Below are 19,220 nucleotides of genomic sequence, written 5' to 3'. Positions count from 1 at the left end.
CCTGAATCACTCACTCTTGAAGGACGTTCCAGGGGTGGCACGACACGTGTGCACTTCGGGGGCACTCACGGCCCCTCGCCGCCTCGAGCGATCACCCGTGCCGTCACTGGCGTGATGCGGCGGCTTCGGTGACTGCGCGGCGAGATCGGCTCTGGCGATGGACTTGGCTTCTGCGAAGGCGTGGACATTCTTCAAGTAGCTCGCGGTCACGACGGCACCGTCGAGCAACAGCATCCACCGGCGTGCGAGACGGTCGGCCGATTTCGCATCTGCCGAGGTCAACAGCTCTGCGAGGTAGTCGGTCACGGCGGCTTTGTGTGCGGCGGCGCGGGTGTGAATCGGGTCAGCTGGGTCGGTGATTTCGGCCATGGTGTTGATGAAGGCGCACCCCCTGAACGCTGTTGATTCCGCGCGCTCGGCGACCGCATCGAACACCGCTAACGGTTCATGGCCCAGTTCACCGACCCGCGCCCGCAGCCAGGTGCGGTATTCGGCGTCGTAGTCGTCGAGCATCGCCGCGACGAGTTCGTCCTTGCCTGCGAAGTGTCGGTAGAACGACGCCCGGCCAACGCCGGACTCCTCCAGGAGCCGCTCGAGGCCGACCGCTCGCACACCCTCGGAGTAGAACAGCTCCCCGGCCGCCGCCAGGAGTCTCTGTCGCGCTTGGACCGCCATACCCACCAGTGTAGTGCCACTTGACTCCAGATGGAACCGGTCAGTACCTTTATGAATACGGTACCGACCAGTTCCGTTCAATCAGGAAGCGAGCACCACCCATGGAAGAGACCGGACAGAAGACCGCGAGCAGAACCCAACGGCTTCCCGCCGGGGTGTTCGTACTCGCCCTGGGCGTGTTCGTCATCGGCACCGGCGAATTCGTCCTGGCCGGCCTGATCCCGCTGCTCGCCGCTGACTTTGCCCTGAGTTACGGCGCGGCGGGACAGGTGGTGACCGTCTTCGCTCTCACCTGCGCCCTCGCCGCGCCGATCATGACCACGGTCACAGCGATGTGGCCCCGCAAGCACGTACTGGTCACCGCTGGTGCCGTGTACCTGTTCGGTGCCGTGGCCACTGCCCTGGCACCGACCTTCGGGTTCTTGCTCGCCGGGCAGATCGTCGCGGCCGTGGGCACCGGCCTGTTCATCCCCAACGCGTCGGTCACCGCCGCAGGGTTGGTCTCCAAGGAAGCTGGCGGACGGGCGATCGCAGCAGTGGTGACCGGTTTCACCTTCGCGGTCGCCTTCGGCGCACCGGCGGGCACCGCGATTGGCGCGCTGTACGGCTGGCGGATCACGATGTGGCTGGCGGCAGGTATCGCCGCACTCGGCATAACCGGCGTGGCGGTACTCATCCCTCGTTCCGTCGGTGCCGCGGACACTGGGGGGCTACGACAGCGACTGGCACCACTGCGCGACCGCCGCGTGCTCGCGTTGCTGGCGACCACTTTGGTGGCCTTCACTGCCGTCTACATCCCCTACACCTACATCGGCGCGATCTTCGCCCCGGCGACTGGTGGCGACGGGGTCCGGCTCGGGCTATTGATGACCATATTGGGCGTCACCGGTGCCCTCGGCAATCTCGTCGCGGGACGCCTGGTTGACCGGTACGGCGGTACCTCGGTGGTGCTCTTCGCGTTGCTGTGGCTGATCCTCAGCTTCGCCATCATCACCGTCACCCACACCGTCTTCGCCTGGTCGCTGGCCGCAATCGGGTTCTACGGCATCGCAGCCTTCGCCATCACCACCCCACAGCAGCACCGTCTCATCTCGCACGACCCCGACAGGGCCTCGGTCGTGCTGTCGTTGAACCAGGCCGTCCTTTACCTCGCCATCGGTGCATCGGGACTCGTCGGCGCGGTCGGCATCGAGACGGTCGGAGCCGCCAATGTGGCCTGGATCGCCGCGGCACTCGCCATCCTCGCCATCGCACTCTCAGCACTGGGACGAACACGGACCGCTGATCCGGGACATCGCTCACCTCTCGCGGGCCACGACACTGGCTCTCCGACCCCAGCATCACCACGCTCAACTTCCGCCTACGACAGCCGGAAGAATCACTAGTAGCACCCGCCAGCAAGGGCGAGAACCTACACCCAGGATCCGTCGGGGGCTCGAACCGTTGGCGGATCGTACGGACACGGGCACGCCAGGCGCTTGATACCCTTCCCGGACGTGTTTGAACGATAGTTCTACTTGTACTATCGTTCAAGTACCCACTTCGGAGGAGGATGTCATGACAGAGATCGCAACCCAGCGCGCGGGAGCGCGCGAGTGGACGGGCCTGGGCCTGCTGGCGCTGCCAACGGTGCTGCTGGGCCTGGATGTCACCGCGCTGTATCTGGTGCTGCCGAGCATGTCCGCAGCCCTCGACCCATCGGCGACGCAGACGCTATGGATCATGGACGCCTACGGGTTCCTCATCGCCGGGTTCCTCATCACCATGGGGACCTTGGGCGATCGCATCGGCAGACGCCGCCTGCTCCTGATCGGCATGACGGCGTTCGCGGCCGCGTCGGTGTTCGCAGCCTTCGTCCCCAGCGCCGAGCTGCTGATCGCCGCCCGCGCCCTGCTCGGGATCGCCGGTGCCACACTGATGCCCTCGACCCTGTCGTTGATCTCCAACATGTTCGAAGACGTGCGGCAGCGTGCTGTTGCGATCGGGGTGTGGGCGACGATGTTCGCCCTGGGGATGGCCGCCGGCCCCGTTATCGGTGGCGCGCTGGTCGACGCGTTCTGGTGGGGTGCGGCGTTCCTGCTCGCGGTCCCCATCGCGATCGTCGTCCTGGTCGGCGCGAGGGTCGTGCTGCCCGAGTACGCCGACCCGCAGGCCGGGCAACTGGACCTGGTCAGTGTCGCCCTGTCCCTGGCCGCGATCCTGCCGGGCATCTACGCCATCAAGCACGCCGCCGCCGACGGCGTGGATGCGAGCACAGCGGTCCTCGTCGTCGTCGGTGCGGTCGCGGGGGTGGTGTTCGTGCGCCGACAGCGGCGTCTGGCATCCCCGTTGTTGGACGTCACGTTGTTCACCAACCGGGCCTTCTCCGCGGCACTGGCCGTGCTGCTGATCGGGCTCATCGGGGTCGGCGGCACCATGTACCTGGTCACTCAGTATCTCCAGCTCGTCGAGGGCCTCACCCCATTCGCCGCGGGTCTGTGGATGGGACCACCGGCCTTGGCAATGTTCGCCGCCGCCATCGGCGCGCCCGTCGTCGCCCGGCGGGTGCGACCGGGCGTGGTGATGTCCGCGACCCTTGGCGTGTCGGTGATCGGCTATGCCCTGCTGGCCACCGCCGGCATCGGTGACACCGTGGCGGTGGTGGTCGGCTTCGCATTCGTCTATCTCGGCCTCGGCGCGATCGCCGCGCTGGGCACCGACATGGTCGTCGGCGCGGCACCGGCGGCGAAGTCCGGATCGGCCGCCGCGATGTCCGAGACCGTCCAAGAACTTGGCATCGCCGTCGGCGTGGCCCTGCTCGGCAGCCTCAGCACCGCCCTCTACACCGCCCACATGAGCGCTCCCGCAGACATCTCACCGGAGCTCGCCGAGCGTCTGACCGGCAGCCTGTCCGGTGCCCTCTCGGTCGCCGACGAGGTCCCTGCCGAGGTGGTGCGAGCAGCGCAGGAAGCCTTCACCACCGGGGTCAACATCGCCTCCGCCGTCGCCGCCGGGGCCATCGTCGTCGCGACAGTCCTAGGCCTGGTGGCTCTGCGGCATGTCCGTCCGCTCGGTGAGGAACAGGATGTCGACGCCGACCGCCGGTGACGGACTCGATTACCCTGGAACCCATGGCAGTGAGCATGAGCGACGGCGAGGAACACCCCATCGATGGGTCCAGAGTTGACGGGCGACGTGTCCGGGGCACCAAGCGCCGCGCCGAGATCATCGATGCCACCCTCGCCGTCGTCACCCGTCACGGCGCGGCCGGCGTCACCCACCGCACCGTCGCCAAACAGGCCGGCATCACCACCAGCCTGAGCACCTACTACTTCGCCACCCTCGACGACCTCCTCGTCGCCGCCCTGTCCACCGTCGCCGACTCCTACACAGACCGTATCCGCCAGATCATCGACACCCCCGGTGACAAGCTCCACGGCCTGGCCGAGCTGATCGTCGACTCCGGCGGCCCCGGACGCGAACAGGCCCTGGCCGAACGCGAACTATCGACGCTGGCCGCCCGCAGACCAACACTGGCCCCAGTGGCCCGGCGCTGGCGCGAGAACGTCGCCGAACTCGCCACCACCCTCACCGACGACCCGCAGGCCATCGCCGCGCTCGTCGCCGCCTCCGACGGCCTCTGCACCGCGATCCTCATCGACAACATCCCCGCCGAGGTCGACTACGTCCACCGCGTGCTGTCCCAGGCTCTCGCGACAGCGGGATAATCCGGCGTCATCACGGCGTCCCGATAGCAATTCGCAAACGAACGAATATGAGGGCTTTGCGACTTCCGGCTCATTTGATAGGTACTACCTGCGGATCACTTCCCGTCGGTGTTCCAAACATCCGCCGCCTCATACGCGGATCCCCTCGCGGCGCTCGACCGCGCGAGAGACTGGGAGGCGTCGCCGACGCGTCGCTCGCCCTACCATAGAGGCATGTCCACTCAGAAGAAGTCGGCGATTACTGAAGCCACCTCAGCTCTATCGGCGCGGCGTCGCCTGCTCGATGCAGCGCATCGGCTCTTCTACTCCCATGGGATACACGCGATCGGCATCGACTCGGTGATCGCTGACGCAGGCGTCGCCAAGATGACTTTGTACCGTCATTTCGGTTCCAAGGACGAGCTGGTGGCAGCTTACCTGGGCGAACGCGATGAGTACTGGCGCGCGAGATGGCTCAATTGTTCTGCTAGCGGTGATCGCGTTACTCGGGTGACTGAATTCTTCGACGTGATCGCCGAATGGGTCACCGAGAAGGGGTTCCGCGGTTGTGCCTTTATCAACGCCCACGGCGAACACGAACAGGGGCCGGCGACGACCGCGGCGATCGAGCGTCACAAGCACTGGATTCGCTGCTATCTCATCGAGATGGCAGGTGACGCCGAGCTTGGCGAGCAACTATTCATTTTGGCCGAGGGGGCCACGGTCGCAGCCACCATGGCTGGGAGTTCCATGCCGCCTCTGCGCGCGCGGTCCGCCGCGCTGGCGCTGGTCGCGCAGCAGGGGCAGTCCGAGGAGCAGGCCGCCGACCACAAGGATGCAAAGTAGCCAGATCGCGATTGAATACGCTCCGGTTGCCTGTACCACTAGGCCGGTCGCCAGCGGTCCAGTCGAAGCGCCCAGGCCGATGGCGGTGTAGATCAGCCCGAGGCGCGTACTGAGATCGCGTGTGCCGTAGAGCTCAGCGAGGACTACCGGCGTGAGTGCGATGTAACCGCCGTATCCCACCCCGAATACCGCTGCGAAGGCCATTAGTTGTGGAAACCCCGACATAGTCGCCCAGATCGGCAGGCTTGCGGCGACACATCCATAGCACCCCAGATACAGAGAGATCGTGCTCCAGCGCGTAGCCGCAGCCCCGAGCAGGATGCGACCAGCGATGCTGGCTCCTCCGACCACCGAGACCAGGAGTGCAGCCGTCGCCGACGTCAGCCCGAGGCTCAGTGCGCTCGGAGACAGATGGACGAACGGGACGTAGAGAGCACAGTTGAGTAGCAGCGCCGAGACATACAGCTGACCGAATCCGAAGTGTCGTTCCATCGCCGTTGCGCTCTCCACCGGTGCAGGCGGGGTGGCCAGCAGGCAGAGCACTACCAGCAAGGCAACGGTCGCAACCGACCCGCAGACAGGGAATGCGACTCGCCAGCCGACCTCGTCGACCAGCGCCGCGATCGCCGGTGGGCCGATGACGGTGCCGAGGCCGATGCCACTGAAAGCGATGCCGGAAGCTAGCGCCCGGTAGTGCTCGAACCAGCGACCAACAGCGCTGACGACGGGAACGTACATTGCCCCGATCCCGAGTCCGGTGCCGATGCCGTAAGTGAGGTAGGCCTGCCACGGTTCGAATACGAAGGACGTCGCGACCAGCCCGAGAACGTAGATCAGTGCACCGAAGCAGAACATCCGCCGGAGCCCGATCCGATCAGCCAGTGGCCCGGTGATAGCGCCGAGACAGAAAAAGATCAAAGAGTTAACCGAGAACAGCGCCGAGACAGTACCCGCGCCCATGCCGAACTCCCGAGAGAGCGGAGTCAGGAACTGGCCGTAGCTGTAAGCGATACCGAAGACCACGATCAGCATCAAGGTGGCTCCTGCGAGCACCGCCCAAGCCCGGCCAGAGTCTACGTGTGCCATACCCGTCAGTATGAGACCGGTCTGTCTCATCCGTCAATGACCCTACTGTGTTGAACAGAAGGGACCGCTCACCTCCGTCGCCCGACGGCACGCCGTGGGGGAATGAAGGCGGCTCGTCGGATGCCGGGTCATACGTCTGGTTGTGTGTTGTTTCGTTCTGGTGGTCGAGGTGGGCCTGGAGCCCGTCGAGCACGGGTGCAGAGGCCGAATTCGAAGCTGGTGTTATTGACTACGGCCGGGTCGGCGTTCGACAACTCGGTGTAGCGTTCCAGGAGCAGCGGGTAGTCGATGAGATCGGGCGTGACTCGTTCGAGCAGGTCGGCAGTCATAGTCGAGGATTCGTCGGTGGTAGGGGATTGAGTCTGGCCCCAGGCATCGCCGATGACGAAACAGGACACGATCGCCCCGCCCAGTGGAGGTCGAATCCTTCAAACCCCGCGCAACTGCCGAAAGAAATTCCTACGAGCCATCGCGGGCCGCGACGACCAGCTCACCCTGCAACCCGGAACCCGCAGTCCGCCTGTCGCAGCCTCCGGACCGATTCTACTCGGCAGTGGCGCTACCGAGTTCGTAGGATTGGTCGCGAACGACTGCGGTGACCGGATCGAACCGTAGGAGCACCCAGCTCTCGTCACCGAGGACCCCGGCAAAGCGCGGATCCCAGCTGGACTCGTCGGGCCCAAGGTAGCGACGCAGGAGCTGGCGAACGCGCCCCGGTTCCTGCCGGGTGAGGACTGCGCGACCCCGGAACCCGACGTGGAGCACGTGGCCGGTGGCGACGTCGAAGTCGACGATGCCCACCGCACAGCGTCCGTCGGCCTCGACCCGACGCGGGAACGAGTCACCGTCATAGTTGCCGAGGATCCAGATCGCACCGTCGTGCCCTCTGGTGGCACGCATGGGCGTGTGTTCCCGAGTTGAACCTCGAGGGGCCATCCCTCGGCACCGAGCTCTCTTCCCGGCTACAGGGCTCTCAGGTGCGTTGCTTTCTGGTGGCGACGTGTTGTGGTGGTACTGAGGATGATGAGGCTGGCTGCAATGACGAAGAACGTGTAGAAGAACGCGGCCAGCCCCAGCGCGGTGTCGGTTCCGGGTCCGTAGGTGGCTTCGAGCGACGAGCCGCCGGGGGACTTGCCTGCGAAATGAATGGCCAACACGCCGAAGACGGCGATGCCTGTGCCGCCGCCGAGAGCGAAGGCACTCTCTTGGATGGCACCGGCATCAGCAGTGCGCTCTTCGGTAGCGGTGCTCATGAGCGCGTTGGCCCCGAAGGTCATGACGATCCCGGACCCGAGCCCGAACGTCGTCATCCCCACCATTTGACCGGCTCCGGGCATGGCCGCCAGCAGGAGGAACCCGAATGACACCAGAACCAGCCCGCCGACGATGACGTGTTGCTGGGCGAGCCGGCGCTGCAGGAGGGGGCTGAGGAGCCCGCCGGCGGCCATGGTCGCAGCCAGGGGAATCAGCGTGATCCCGGTGTCGATGGCCGAGAGCCCGCCGATGACCTGATAGCGCAGAGTCAGCAGGTACAGTGTGCCGTTGAATACGCCGACGGTCACTGCGATCACCGCCGCGGAGACAGCCAACAGGCGATCGGTGAACAGGCGCACATCGAGGAAGGGCCGCGGCAGACGCAGCTGCCGGATCACGAACAGCACCGCGGCCACGGTGCCCGCACCGGCCGCCACCCAGGTCAGCCACGAGGGCACGCCGGGTTGAGTGAGCCACTTCAATCCGGCGATGAGCAGACCCACGGCTGCGGCCGACAAGCCCGCGCTGAGCGCGTCCAGGGTCGGAGGGTCCGGGTTTGTTGACTCCGGCAGGATGATCCAGGCGGCGATGAGAGCTGCCAGGAGGATCGGCACGTTGATCCAGAACACCCACTGCCACTGCGCCAAATCCACGAGCCCACCGCCGAGCAGAGGCCCCAACGCGGAGCCGGTGCTGAAACCGGCCAGCCAGACCCCGTAGGCCACTGCCCGCGACCGGAGCCCGAGAAACGTCACGCGGATGATGGCGACGGTGCCGGCGATCAGCAGGGCCGAGCCGACACCCTGCCCGATCCGCGCGGCGATCAGCACCGCCCCGGTGGGCGCGAGCCCGGCGAGCATCGCGCTGACGATCGCCACGCCGAGGCCGAGCAGGTAGAGGCGTTTGCGGCCGTAGCGGTCAGCGACCACGGCGGCCGGAACCAGCACCACCCCGGCTGCCAGGGCGTAGATGTCGGCGGTCCACAGCGACTCGATAGTGCCCAGAGACAGCGCCTCGTTCAGCGTCGGCAGGGCCACGGTCACCTTGGTCATGTCCGTGCCGCCAACCAGCATCACAGTACCGAAGACTGCCAAGATCCCGACCAGGGTGCGGTTCAGCGTGGGTGGTCTCGCAGAATCATCCTCAGTGCCATCCGAAGGTCGGGATCAGGGGGTGTCTTCAGTCTGGGGAGTACCGATCACCACCGTCTAGGTTCAGTTTTTCACCGGAATCATGCACCATAGGTGCATGATTGATTCGCGGCTGAACCTGCTGATCGCTGTGTGCGAGTACGGCACCGTCACCGCTGCCGCCGAAGCGCTCTACCGCAGCCCATCAGGCGTCTCCAAGCAGCTCAAGGAACTCGCCGCCGAGCTCGACGTTGATCTGCTCGAACGCCACGGCCGCCGCGTCCGACTGACCCCGGCGGGACAGCGCCTGGTCACCCATGCCCGCGCACTCAATGCGCAGTGGGAGACTGCGCTGAGTGACACCACCGCCGCAGCCCGTCAGCTCTGCGGACCGGTCACCCTCGGCGGGTTCCCCACCGCGATCTCCTCCCTGCTCACCCCGGCGGTTGTGCGATTGAGAGACCGCCACCGCCTGCTGCAGCCGGTCATCAAGGAGACCTTCTCCAGCGAGACCCTGACCGCATTGGAATCCGGGGCCATCGATCTCGGGCTGTTCGTGGCCGGCGAGTCCACCAGTCACGTCGCCGACAGCCATGTCGAGGTGATCAGCCTGCTCGACGATCCGATCGACTTGCTCGTGTCCGAAGACCACCGGTTCGCCACAAGCGACCAGGTCAGCTTGGCCGACGCGGCAGACGAGGAATGGATCTCCGGGCACGCGCATCAGGACGCCTACATCGAACTGCTGGCCGCGACCCGCGCCATCGGCTACGCACCGCGCGTGGCCCACTACGCCCAAGAACTCACCGCCACCACCGCCATGGTCGCCGCCGGCCTCGGCATCTCCGCCGTCCCCCGGATCGCCATGTCCGTCTCACACCCGAAGGTCGTCCAGATCCCTCTCACCGGCAGTCAGATACCGCGACGCAGGATTCTGTTTGCATTGCGCCGCGGCTCGCGCGACAACCCCCGCATCGCCGCAGCGATCACTGCCCTGCGTGACGCGGCCACGGACTCCCAGGTCCAGCAGCGCGAACCGGTTAGTCAGAAACGACCCGAGGGCAGCTGACACTTGAGCCGTGCTCAGCGCACACGTCGACGTTCGGCGCGAGCGGCACGGAGCATACGTGCGACCTGGAATCATCCGTCCTGCAACCAGATCGCTGACCAGCAGCTCAACAAAATACCTGGCTACGCATTTAAACCTGCCCTAGCATGAAAGGGTGATCCAGAAGACCTCCACTCGCCTCAACACGGTGACCCCCGTCGGTTGTTCCGCTGGCATTTTCGCCGGCACGTCAACACACATCGCCGACCTCTTGGGCGAAGGCCTGCTCACACAATGACCGGGAAAAGCCCGTTTCCTGACCTCACCTCAGGCTTTCGTGCTCAGGTGCTGCGTCGCAGCCCAGATGCGCGCGCGTGGCTGGACGATCTCCCCCAAGCATGGGTGCAGTTGTCACGACGCTGGGACCTGGACGCTGTCGACGAGGCTCGCACGGGGATGACCTCGGTCGTCATTCCAGTCCAAGAGCGCCGGTCGGGAAGGCGTGCCGGAGTGAAGCTGGTGAGCCCCGCCGTGTCGGCCGAGGATGAGGCGACAGCCCTGACCGCGTTCGCCGGGCAAGGCGCAGTTGCTCTTCTGGACGCTGACATCGGCTCTCAAGCGTTGCTAGTGGAGTGGCTCGATGGGCCGCCGCTGAGTCAGATGACTGACCGGGATCGAGCGATGCGGATCGCTGGCGAAATCATCGCCCAGCTGACCACTGTCGCCGCCCCAACGAGAGCGCCTGACCTGTCGGAACAGGCGACCGCATGGCTGGGACATCTACACCATCAGCACGAGACCGCTCGCGCGACTGGCAACGCACTACCGAACGAAGTGTTCGACCTGGCCGTGGGAGTGGTCAATCACCTGGCCAGTCAGCAGACTCCACAGCTGACTCACGGTGATCTGAGCCTGTTCAACATCCTCCACTCGTCTCGGGGGTGGGTCACGATCGACCCCCTGCTCGTGGCCGGCTGCGGGGAATGGGAAGCACACACCGTGGTCCGTTCCCATCTGCCTGAGATCATCGCTGCCCAACGGCCCGCCGCGGCAGTGGAGCTCTGGACGCGGCAGTTCACCGAGGCGGGCGAACTCGACCATGGCTGGGCCATGTCATTGTCATTCGCCAGGTTCGTCGGCTCCTACTATTGGGAAAGCCAAAACGGCGGTGACCCCGAGAACGTCAGGGCGCTACGAGCCGTCACAACTGCCATGGCGGGGAGCATCACGAGGTGAGGACCATCGTGGCCGAAGAGGAATAGTCAAAATTTCTGGATCTGTGCTCGAACCCGGCGATCGCCGCTCGTGCGGTGTCGGTAACATCGACGTTGTAAATCTCGCCCATCGCCGGAACCGCCCCGGATGCGCCGACTTCGGTAGCTCCCCAAAAGCATTAGCTGCTCGTGAAAGCGCCACGTTGTTTCGGGGTATCGGGGAACGCCTCGGGCAGGGTGTCCCGGAACCCAAGCGCGCCGTCGCCTATCGCCAACGCAGGGAAGTATTCCCAGCCATCGATCGGGCTGAGGCCCGGGTGCTCGCTACGTGATCCTTGTCATTGCTCGTCGTCGGTGGGCCGGTGGTGGACGTACTCGACCACAGTGCCGTCCGGATGACGGGCGTTGAACGCAGCTCCGGTGGGCACTTGCTGAAGCGGAAAGATGATCTCAGCACCCTCGGACACAAGCCGGTCGTAGTACGGCTGCACGTCGTCGACCAGCAGAGTTCCCGTAGTGCTGCGGAAGGGCTCCAGGTCCGTGTCGCTGCCCTCGAGAAGCAGGAAGCCGCCCACCATTGCCAGCCGCAGATTCTTGGCGGGAAAGGCGAAACGTGCATCAGCCTGGATACCTTGCAGGCGTTCGTAGAACGCGACGCTGGTGGCCAACTGTCCAGGTTCCACGAACACGCGAATAAGTACACGCGGGGTGGCAAGGTCGGAGGAATCGACGCGCTGTCGCTCTACATGTGCATCACGTGAACTCGTCATCTCTCCAGTCTAGCATGCATCGGAATTCGGCCTCCACCGCACATGCCCAGAACCGGTCGATGAGTGAGACGATGGACTCATGAGCGAGTGGCCAGCGTGGGCGACCGAGCAGGTGCGTGTTCGACCGCCCGATGAGGGCTGGCAGCGACGCGGGGCGCAGCTGTGCAGGGAGCTGGATGCCGTACTCGCCCACTGGCTGATCACCCCGACGCAGCACGTCGGCTCCACGGCCGTGCCCGGGCTGGCCGCCAAGCCGATCATCGACGTGCAGGCCACCGTAGTCGACCTCGGCTGCGCCGACGCCATAGCGCAAGCCCTGTTCCCTGCCGGCTGGCACCTCGTCCCTGCCGAACTCGACGCCAGGCCCTGGCGTCGCCTCCTGGTCCAGGTGGCCGACGATCACCGTGCAGCACATCTCCACCTGCTGCTGGCCAGCAGCCCGCGCTGGGCCGAGCAGCTGGCGTTCCGCGATGCGCTTCGCGCCGACCCGGCGCTCGTGCACCACTACGCGGAACTGAAGCGGGCATTGGCCATCGAACAGGCCACCGACCGCGAGGCGTACACGGAGGGGAAGTCTGACTTCATCCGCCGTGTTCTTGATGACCAGGCTGGCTCAGACGAGGAGTGAGTACGCGGACCTTGCAGCCGTCGAACGGTTGGATGAGACACAGGTAGCCGAACAAGATGGAGCCATGCTCCTCAGTAACGACGTCGCCAAAGGCACCGCCGACGGAACGATCAGCCTCGTGTTCCGGCGGTGGGAGCATTCCAACGTCACCGCCGGCGACACCCTCCGGATGGTCGCCGGTGTGGTCGCCATCGACTCGGTTACCCCGATCGATCCTGCGGAGATCAGCGAGGACGACGCGGTGGCCTCCGGTGCCGGGTCACCGACCGAGTTGCTGTCCTCTCTGTACGGACCCAGCCATCAGGAGTCGGGGTCGGCTTACCGCAGTTTGATGGTGCGCAGAGCGGTGACGGAGACGGCGGCGATGATTGCCGTGTGTGCGAGTGCCGCGGCGAGGATCGGTACGACGTCGGTAGCGGTGAGGGAACCGGAGTTCACGACGGCGACTGAGCTGAGGTTGAGGGTGCGGGTGTCGATCGCCTGGGGCACGAGGAAGCTCAGCGGGCGCAGTGCGGCTGAGGTGATGGCCGGTACTGCGGCGACGCAGCCGACGAGGCAGATTGCGATCGGTGCGCCGAAGGATTTCAGCAGCATCGACAGCAGCGACTGGGCCGCGATCAGGGGCAGTGCGGCGACCATTGCCAGGAGGCCGGCGAGGGTGAACTCCCACGGGATGGCTCCGTCCAGACGCAGAATGAACGCGCCGGCGAACAGCGTGGCGGCGACCAGCACGACCTGCATGAATGCCACGGGTACGGCGATCACGGCGATCTTGGCCACAACGAGTGTGATGGGGCGGGTGGTGGTGGTCAGCAGCAGGTTCCAGTTGGTGCCGCGGTGTTCTATTCGCCAGGCGGTGGCGGCGATGACTGCGATGCCCATCGAGAAGAACAGCAGCCCGTAGAACAGCACGGCTTGGGAGGTCAGTGATTCCCACCCGGAGTTGAGAGTCTCGGCATTGTTGGCGACATTGATCGCCCCGGTGGTGACAGCCAACAGGGGCAGGACGAGGGCGATCAGCCAGGTCGTGGAGCGTTTGAGTTTGATCAGTTCGGCTCGGAACACAGCGGGGGTTACCTTTCGATGCGGTTCAAGCGGCCGGTGCCGGCCGCGAACGCGGCGGCAGCGACAATGAGGAACGCCACCGGCCAGGCGTAGGACGGGGTGGCGTAGGCGACCTCGTCGCCGTTCTGGGTGATGTGGGTGATCACTGCGTAGTAGCCCCACGGGATCACGCGGGTCACGGCGGCCGGCAGGAACAGACTGAAGACTGCGAGGAATGCACCGAGCATGCCGATGCCGACGCTGATGAGCTGGTTCTCGACCCAGGCGGCGAGCCAGATGTGCAGCGCACAGAAGGCTGTGTTGATCAGATACAGCCAGACCGTGTAGCCGACCCACGGGCCGAAGTCGGCCGGAACCGGCATCCCGGCGATCAGGCCTGCGCCGATCACGAGGAGAGTCTGCACGACCGTAGCGGGCAGGAGAATGATCGCCAGCGCCGCAAGTTTCGCCCGGCACAGCTGGCCTGGGGTGTATCCGGCGGTCGCGGCCAACGTCCAGCCGGCTCCGGTGTGTTCGATGTCGGTCTGTCTGCTGGCGATCACGGCCGTCAGCAGGGGTGAGGTCATCGCGGCCATGAGCGTGTAGGTCAGCAGGAACGCCGCCCACGGCACCTGGCTGGGATCATCGAAGGTGGTCTGGGTGCTGCTGGAGAACTGCCAGACGCTGCTGATCAGCGCAACGGCAACGACGAGTGCGGCGACGACCGGGATCGTGCGCAGACGCCGCATCTTGCGGAACTCCAGCCTGATTGCGGCCGTCACAGCAGGCCCTCGCGTCCGGTGAGGTCCATGAAGACGTCTTCGAGGCTTTGCTGGACGCGGCGGACCTGATGGATCGGGACCCGTGCAGCGGCGAGCCGGTAGACCAAAGTCGGCGGTCTGGTCGTTGTCCAGACCCAAGACCCGCAGGCCGTCGGGCTCACGCGTCGCCGTAATCCCCAGGTCGAGGGCCGCGGCGGGTTCTGGTGTTTCGATGATCAGGTCGGGGATCGAGTGGGCGAAGAGTTCCTCGCGTGCGCCTTGGAAGATCAGCGTTCCGTTGGCGAGGATGCCGATGACGCTGGCCATCTTGTCGATCTCGTCAAGGAGGTGGCTGGAGACCATGACGGTGATGCCTTGCCCGGTCAGGTCGACCAAGAGGTCGCGGATCTCTTCGATGCCGGCGGGGTCGAGCCCGTTGGTCGGTTCGTCGAGTACGAGCAGTGACGGGTCACGGGCCAGTGCCATGGCGATGCCGAGGCGCTGCTTCATGCCGAGCGAGTAGTTGCGCACCAGCTTGTCCTTGTGCGCGTTCAGCCTCACCGTGGTCAGGGCCCGTTTGACCTGAGCTGTCGGTAGGCCGAGCATGTCCTGGACGATGCGCAGGTTCTCGGCCCCGGTCAGGTGGCCGTAGCCCGGTGGTGCCTCGATCATCGACCCGATCGCCGGCAACAGCTTCGTCCGGGAGGCTGGGGTCAGCGGCTGGCCGAACAGCTCGATCTTGCCCTCTGTGGGCCGGGTCAGGCCCAGCAGCATTTTCATGGTCGTGGACTTCCCCGACCCGTTGGGTCCGAGGAACCCGTAGATCGCGCCTTCGGGCACGTGCAGATCGAGAGAATCGACCGCCGTGTGGTTCGTGAAGGTCTTTGTCAGGTGGTGGGTGGTCACTACGGCGCTCATCAGCGCCTCGCTTCAAACGTCATGCCCTCCACCATCCCGGACCCGGCGCAGCGGCTGAACATACCGCGGTCTGAACCATGCGCGGCCGCGACTTCATACCGCAGTAGGAGCTAGCACCTCGAGCCGGCCGGTATCGTGGAAAGTTATGAAATCTCCTCCCGAACGTGTCGTCACGAGGCTTCCCGACATCGTGACGCGCTCGGGAATGACAGATGTCGCCGTCGGTCTCACCCTGTGCGTGATCGGTCTTCTTGCCGAGCCGCCGATCCCGTTGTTGACCGGGCAGTACATCGGCTACGTCCTCGTCGTGATCGGTGCGGCCCTGGCTGTCGGGTTCCGCCGCCGGGTGCCGCGCACCGCGTTGACGGTCCTTGCGGTGCTTCTGCTGGTCCATCTCGTGGTCTTCGATGTCCCCAGCGTCGTCGCCGGGCTCGCCTGTCTCGTGGCCGCCTACACGACGCAGACCCAGCTCGTGCCACCGTGGCGCTGGGGCTTCCTGGCAGCGACCTATGCCGGCGGGGTGGCCGCCATGCTGGACTCGACGGTCCTGAGCGATGATTGGCAGACCCGGGCCTTCGCGGTCGCGTCCGTGAGCGTCGCGATCTCCCTTGCTGCCACTCTCGGAATGTTGCGGCGTCAGCGACGGACCCGCTACGACCTGGCGGTCGAACGCGCCGCGGTCCTGGAAGGACAACTGGACACCGAACGACATCTGGCCGCCTTCGAGGAACGCCACCGCGTCGCACGAGAGATGCACGATATCCTCGGCCACTCCCTCAACGCGATCGCCGCCCAGGCCGAGGGAGCCCGATACATCCTCACCTCCGACACCGAGCGGGTCGACCGGGCGCTTCAAGATATCGCCCACCTCAGCCGCACCGCCGTTGACGATGTGCGCGACGTCATCGACGTCCTGCGCACCGAGAGTGAGGACGCTTCCCCACGTCCGGACCCGACCCTGCGGGACCTGTCCGAGCTCATCACCACGCTCCAGTCACCGGGGACGACCATCAAGCTGCAGGTCGACGGGGACGTCGATACCGTTCCCAGCCGCGTCAGCCTGGCGGCCTACCGCATTGCCCAAGAAAGCTTGACCAACGCGATCACGCACGGACGACTGTCCCCGATCACGGTCCGCCTGGGCATTGATGCCGATAGTGTCGACATGACAGTCGTCAATCCCGCCGCGAGCCCCGCAGCTGATGGTGAACGTCGGGGGCACGGGTTGATCGGCATGGCCGAACGTGCCCAGGCGTACGGAGGTGCGTTCACCGCTGGACGCGATGCCGCGACCGGCGTGTGGAGAGTCCACGTCCGCCTGCCCTGGAGCTGGTCGTGATCACGATCGCCCTCGCCGACGACGACCCCCTCTTTACCGCCGGGCTGGCCATGGTCCTCGACGCCCACGAAGGCCTGCAGGTCCTCTGGGAGGCCGTCGACGGAGCCGATGCCCTCCGCCAACACCGCGACACACAACCCGATGTTCTCCTGCTCGACATCCAGATGCCGGGCACCGACGGGCTCACCGCCATTCGACAGCTTATTAGCGACGGCACCGGGGCCCGAATCATCATCCTGACGACATTCGAATCCGATGAATACGTCCTCACGGCCATCGAAGCCGGCGCGGCCGGGTTTTTGCTCAAGAACACACCACTCCGGCACGCGGGAAGCATGGTCGGCCTCGCTCTTCTCATCCCGTGGAGCATGCTCATCCAACGATGGCTTTACGGCGTGCCCGGCGCATCACTGCACTCGGTGACTTCGTGGTTCCGCTTCGATGTCCTCGGCAAGGCGCTGCTGGTCTTCGGCCCCGCATGGCTCGTCGTCAACGCCCTGGGGTTTTTCGCCCCTGCCGAGGAGGTCCCGTGGTCACAGACTGACCTCATCGCGATGTTCCTCGTCACCGTGCTCCTGACTCCGCTGCAGACCTCGGGCGAGGAGTACGGTTTTCGCGGGCTGGTCTTCCGCATCATCGGCAGCTGGACGCGCAGTTCCCTCGCCGGACTCGTCGCCGGCGTCGTGGTCACCAGCGTGCTATTCACCGCCATGCACGGCTCCACCGACCCATACATCATCACCTGGTACCTGACGCTCTTTACCTGCCTATCGATCATCACCTGGCGCACCGGCGGCCTGGAGATCGCTGTCGTCCTCCACGCGATCCTCAACACCTTCAGCTTCATCGCGGCCTTCTACCTGCGCATTGACTTCGGTGCGGCCATCCAGGACCGATCGGCGGGGGTCGGAACGCCGTACCAGCTTCTGCCCGCCCTCGCCGTTATTGTCATCACCGCGGTTATCTGGTGGTGGACCCGTAAGACCGGCCCAGCCCTCACGCCGGTATCCACCACGCGACTCAGGGCTCGTTGATTGGCGACGGTTTCCCCTTGCAAGGGCCGACGCAAAGCCAATGCGACCGGAGGGCCACGGCTCGTTCGAACACGGCCGGGCGTTCGGTTTACATGACCGTCTCGCCTCATGTTGTTAGGACTACATTCCCCAACGCCTCTCAACGATGTCCACCTTGGGGGATTGCCCCGGCCTGCCTAGATGCAGCAACTTGCGGTTACTGATCCGTTAGCATGAACGCCACGACCTCGACCGTGCTCGATGCTTGTAGACCCGGATAGTGGAGATCGAGAGCAGCACTAAGGTCACTGAGCGTGTCGAAGCCATCACGATTGGCATCTTCGTCGGTCAGTTCGCTGCGGGCCACGGATCGGACCTCGGTGACGGTCGCGGCGATGCTGATGACTTCGCCGCACTCCTTCTCGAACACGAGGTCTGCCCGCCCCAGGCGGAACGGGTCGTCGATGCGGATGGTCTGCCGTTTCTCTCCTGCGCGGATCGTGGATTCGTACCCCTCCCACATGTAGATTCGTTGGGGGTGCTCCGCGGCCCGCCAGTCATACGCGAAAGGCAGGAGCTCCTCAGCGGTGCGGGCTGTCAGGCCGTTCGCTTCGCGCACCACGAAGCGGATAGAAGGGGAGATGTCGAAGATGACCTGCCGACACTTCCCGCAGGGAGCAATGATTTCGCCAATCGGGCCATAGGATGCTGCGACCGCGACGATCGGATCGTCGGGAGCTGTGGATGCGTGGTTGGACACGGCGGCGACCTCGCCGCACGGACCGCCGAGGAAGTGGTGCGTATTCAAGCCGAGGACAACTCGCCCGGACGCGGTGAGCAAGCCTCCAGCCACCGTGTGGTCCGCGCCATCGTTCCACTGCCGAGCATGGTGCATGGTCTCGTGGGCAAGCTGTCGGAGGTCGTCGGTAAGCACACCTTCACGCTAACGAACAATGGAGAAGGTTTGCCAACCGGCTACCGCAAGCACGCCTCGATCGACGCACGGTTCGAGCTGGAGCTTGGGGCCGAACCTTGCTCAGCGCTTGCTCAGGCCGCCGTCGACGAAGTAGCGCGATCCGTTGACGTAGGCGGCGTCGTCGCTGAGCAGGAAGAGCGCGACAGCTGCGGCTTCCTCTGAGATGCCAGCGCGGCCGAGCGGGACCCGGCTGATGACATTGCGGTTGAACGCCTCGCGGGTGTCGGCGTCCATGAAGCGGCGGAAGTCGGTATCGACGTTTCCGGGCACGAGCACGTTGACCCGGATGTTTCTCGGTGCCAGTGCCGTGGCCCAGCCCCGGGCCGCGGATTCGATCGCACCCTTCGTGGCGGCGTAGACGGTGGCCACCGGCGAGCCCTCGACGGAACCGGTGGAGGAGGTGATCACGACGGACGCTCGGTCGTTCAGGTGCGGGCTCAGCGCAGCGAGCTGCAGGAAGGCGGCACGGACGTTGACCGCCATCATGCGGTCGAAGAACTCGGCGGTGACCTCTTCCACGGGGGCGATGTCGGCGTATCCCGCGTTGAGCCACAGCCCGTCCAGACCTCCACCCGGTTCGCCGAGCTGCCGCGCGAGGTCCTCGCCGGTGTCCGCGTCGGACGCGTCATTTCGCCACACCTGCGCGTCGGGCAGCTCCTGACGCAGGCTGTCGATCCGCTCTGGGTTGGATCCCGTCGTCATCACCAATCCGCCCTCGCCGGAGACCCGGCGTACGCCAGCCAGCCCGATGCCGTTGGTGCCGCCGGTGATCAGGATCCTCTTGTCGGTAAAACGGGCCATGGTGGTTCTCCTTCGATCGCAACGTGCACCC

17 protein-coding genes and 1 pseudogene are annotated in these 19,220 nt (G+C 65.5%); 9 read left to right on the top strand and 9 right to left on the bottom strand.

Annotated features, from left to right (window positions below; translation table 11 throughout):
* Positions 1-6: 6 nt before the first annotated feature.
* The gene (locus tag BLT92_RS18120; RefSeq protein ID WP_092107862.1) at positions 7-675 is read right to left on the bottom strand and encodes a TetR/AcrR family transcriptional regulator; all 669 of its coding nucleotides are present in this window, start codon (positions 673-675) and stop codon (positions 7-9) included.
* 101 nt (positions 676-776) lie between these two features.
* Between BLT92_RS18120 and BLT92_RS18115 the strand changes: the two genes are divergently transcribed.
* From BLT92_RS18115 to BLT92_RS20965, 4 genes and pseudogenes are all read left to right on the top strand, one after another.
* Positions 777-2,060, top strand: a complete 1,284-nt coding sequence (locus BLT92_RS18115) for an MFS transporter (protein ID WP_172802628.1) — start codon at positions 777-779, stop codon at positions 2,058-2,060.
* A 172-nt stretch (positions 2,061-2,232) separates the two neighbouring features.
* Positions 2,233-3,762, top strand: a complete 1,530-nt coding sequence (locus BLT92_RS18110; RefSeq protein WP_092107860.1) for an MFS transporter — start codon at positions 2,233-2,235, stop codon at positions 3,760-3,762.
* Between the two features lie 23 nt (positions 3,763-3,785).
* Positions 3,786-4,382, top strand: a complete 597-nt coding sequence (locus BLT92_RS18105) for a TetR/AcrR family transcriptional regulator (protein ID WP_197679637.1) — start codon at positions 3,786-3,788, stop codon at positions 4,380-4,382.
* A 213-nt stretch (positions 4,383-4,595) separates the two neighbouring features.
* Positions 4,596-4,784, top strand: a pseudogene (locus BLT92_RS20965) (TetR/AcrR family transcriptional regulator); the annotation flags it as partial.
* Between the two features lie 273 nt (positions 4,785-5,057).
* Here BLT92_RS20965 and BLT92_RS18095 read toward each other — a convergent pair.
* The 3 genes from BLT92_RS18095 to BLT92_RS18080 form a co-directional block, all read right to left on the bottom strand.
* Positions 5,058-6,293 (bottom strand): MCT family MFS transporter, encoded by a 1,236-nt coding sequence (locus tag BLT92_RS18095; protein ID WP_172802627.1) that lies wholly within the window; start codon positions 6,291-6,293, stop codon positions 5,058-5,060.
* Between the two features lie 543 nt (positions 6,294-6,836).
* Positions 6,837-7,193: a hypothetical protein gene (locus BLT92_RS18085; protein ID WP_092107852.1), complete on the bottom strand. Its 357-nt coding sequence runs from the start codon at positions 7,191-7,193 to the stop codon at positions 6,837-6,839.
* Positions 7,194-7,255: 62 nt separating this feature from the next.
* Positions 7,256-8,620, bottom strand: a complete 1,365-nt coding sequence (locus BLT92_RS18080; RefSeq protein ID WP_092109589.1) for an MFS transporter — start codon at positions 8,618-8,620, stop codon at positions 7,256-7,258.
* A gap of 175 nt (positions 8,621-8,795) precedes the next feature.
* Here BLT92_RS18080 and BLT92_RS18075 point away from each other — a divergent pair, with 175 nt between their 5' ends.
* Both BLT92_RS18075 and BLT92_RS18070 read left to right on the top strand, forming a co-directional pair.
* Positions 8,796-9,746 (top strand): LysR family transcriptional regulator, encoded by a 951-nt coding sequence (locus tag BLT92_RS18075; RefSeq protein ID WP_092107850.1) that lies wholly within the window; start codon positions 8,796-8,798, stop codon positions 9,744-9,746.
* 273 nt (positions 9,747-10,019) lie between these two features.
* Complete coding sequence (locus tag BLT92_RS18070; RefSeq protein ID WP_092107848.1) at positions 10,020-10,961, top strand: aminoglycoside phosphotransferase family protein; 942 nt, start codon at positions 10,020-10,022, stop codon at positions 10,959-10,961.
* 316 nt (positions 10,962-11,277) lie between these two features.
* Here the strand turns inward: BLT92_RS18070 and BLT92_RS18065 are convergent, their stop codons facing one another.
* Positions 11,278-11,709, bottom strand: coding sequence for a VOC family protein (locus BLT92_RS18065; protein WP_092107846.1), 432 nt, complete (start codon positions 11,707-11,709; stop codon positions 11,278-11,280).
* Positions 11,710-11,788: 79 nt separating this feature from the next.
* On the opposite strand from BLT92_RS18065, the gene BLT92_RS18060 reads away from it, so the two are divergent.
* Positions 11,789-12,337, top strand: coding sequence for a GrpB family protein (locus BLT92_RS18060; RefSeq protein ID WP_092107844.1), 549 nt, complete (start codon positions 11,789-11,791; stop codon positions 12,335-12,337).
* A gap of 318 nt (positions 12,338-12,655) precedes the next feature.
* Here the strand turns inward: BLT92_RS18060 and BLT92_RS18055 are convergent, their stop codons facing one another.
* Together BLT92_RS18055 and BLT92_RS20960 are read right to left on the bottom strand one after the other, a co-directional pair.
* Positions 12,656-13,402, bottom strand: a complete 747-nt coding sequence (locus tag BLT92_RS18055; protein WP_092107842.1) for an ABC transporter permease — start codon at positions 13,400-13,402, stop codon at positions 12,656-12,658.
* Between the two features lie 8 nt (positions 13,403-13,410).
* The gene (locus BLT92_RS20960; RefSeq protein ID WP_231938907.1) at positions 13,411-15,060 is read right to left on the bottom strand and encodes an ATP-binding cassette domain-containing protein; all 1,650 of its coding nucleotides are present in this window, start codon (positions 15,058-15,060) and stop codon (positions 13,411-13,413) included.
* A gap of 145 nt (positions 15,061-15,205) precedes the next feature.
* Here BLT92_RS20960 and BLT92_RS18040 point away from each other — a divergent pair, with 145 nt between their 5' ends.
* Positions 15,206-16,399, top strand: coding sequence for a sensor histidine kinase (locus BLT92_RS18040; protein WP_092107838.1), 1,194 nt, complete (start codon positions 15,206-15,208; stop codon positions 16,397-16,399).
* On the top strand, positions 16,396-17,433 hold the full coding sequence (locus tag BLT92_RS18035; RefSeq protein WP_172802626.1) for a response regulator: 1,038 nt from the start codon (positions 16,396-16,398) through the stop codon (positions 17,431-17,433). The genes BLT92_RS18040 and BLT92_RS18035 overlap by 4 nt, the downstream gene beginning before the upstream one ends.
* Before the next feature lie 196 nt (positions 17,434-17,629).
* Here BLT92_RS18035 and BLT92_RS18030 read toward each other — a convergent pair whose 3' ends face one another.
* Positions 17,630-18,346 carry an ASCH domain-containing protein gene (locus tag BLT92_RS18030; RefSeq protein ID WP_231938906.1) on the bottom strand — a complete coding sequence of 239 codons (717 nt, stop codon included), beginning with the start codon at positions 18,344-18,346 and terminating at the stop codon, positions 17,630-17,632.
* A 102-nt stretch (positions 18,347-18,448) separates the two neighbouring features.
* On the bottom strand, positions 18,449-19,189 hold the full coding sequence (locus BLT92_RS18025; RefSeq protein ID WP_092107834.1) for an SDR family oxidoreductase: 741 nt from the start codon (positions 19,187-19,189) through the stop codon (positions 18,449-18,451).
* Positions 19,190-19,220 lie beyond the last annotated feature (31 nt).

Origin of the sequence: Brevibacterium picturae (genome assembly GCF_900105045.1) — a bacterium.
Lineage (GTDB): Bacteria > Actinomycetota > Actinomycetes > Actinomycetales > Brevibacteriaceae > Brevibacterium > Brevibacterium picturae.
The sequence above is the reverse complement of the archived record's forward strand: the minus strand, read 5'-3'. Positions and strand labels throughout refer to the sequence as shown.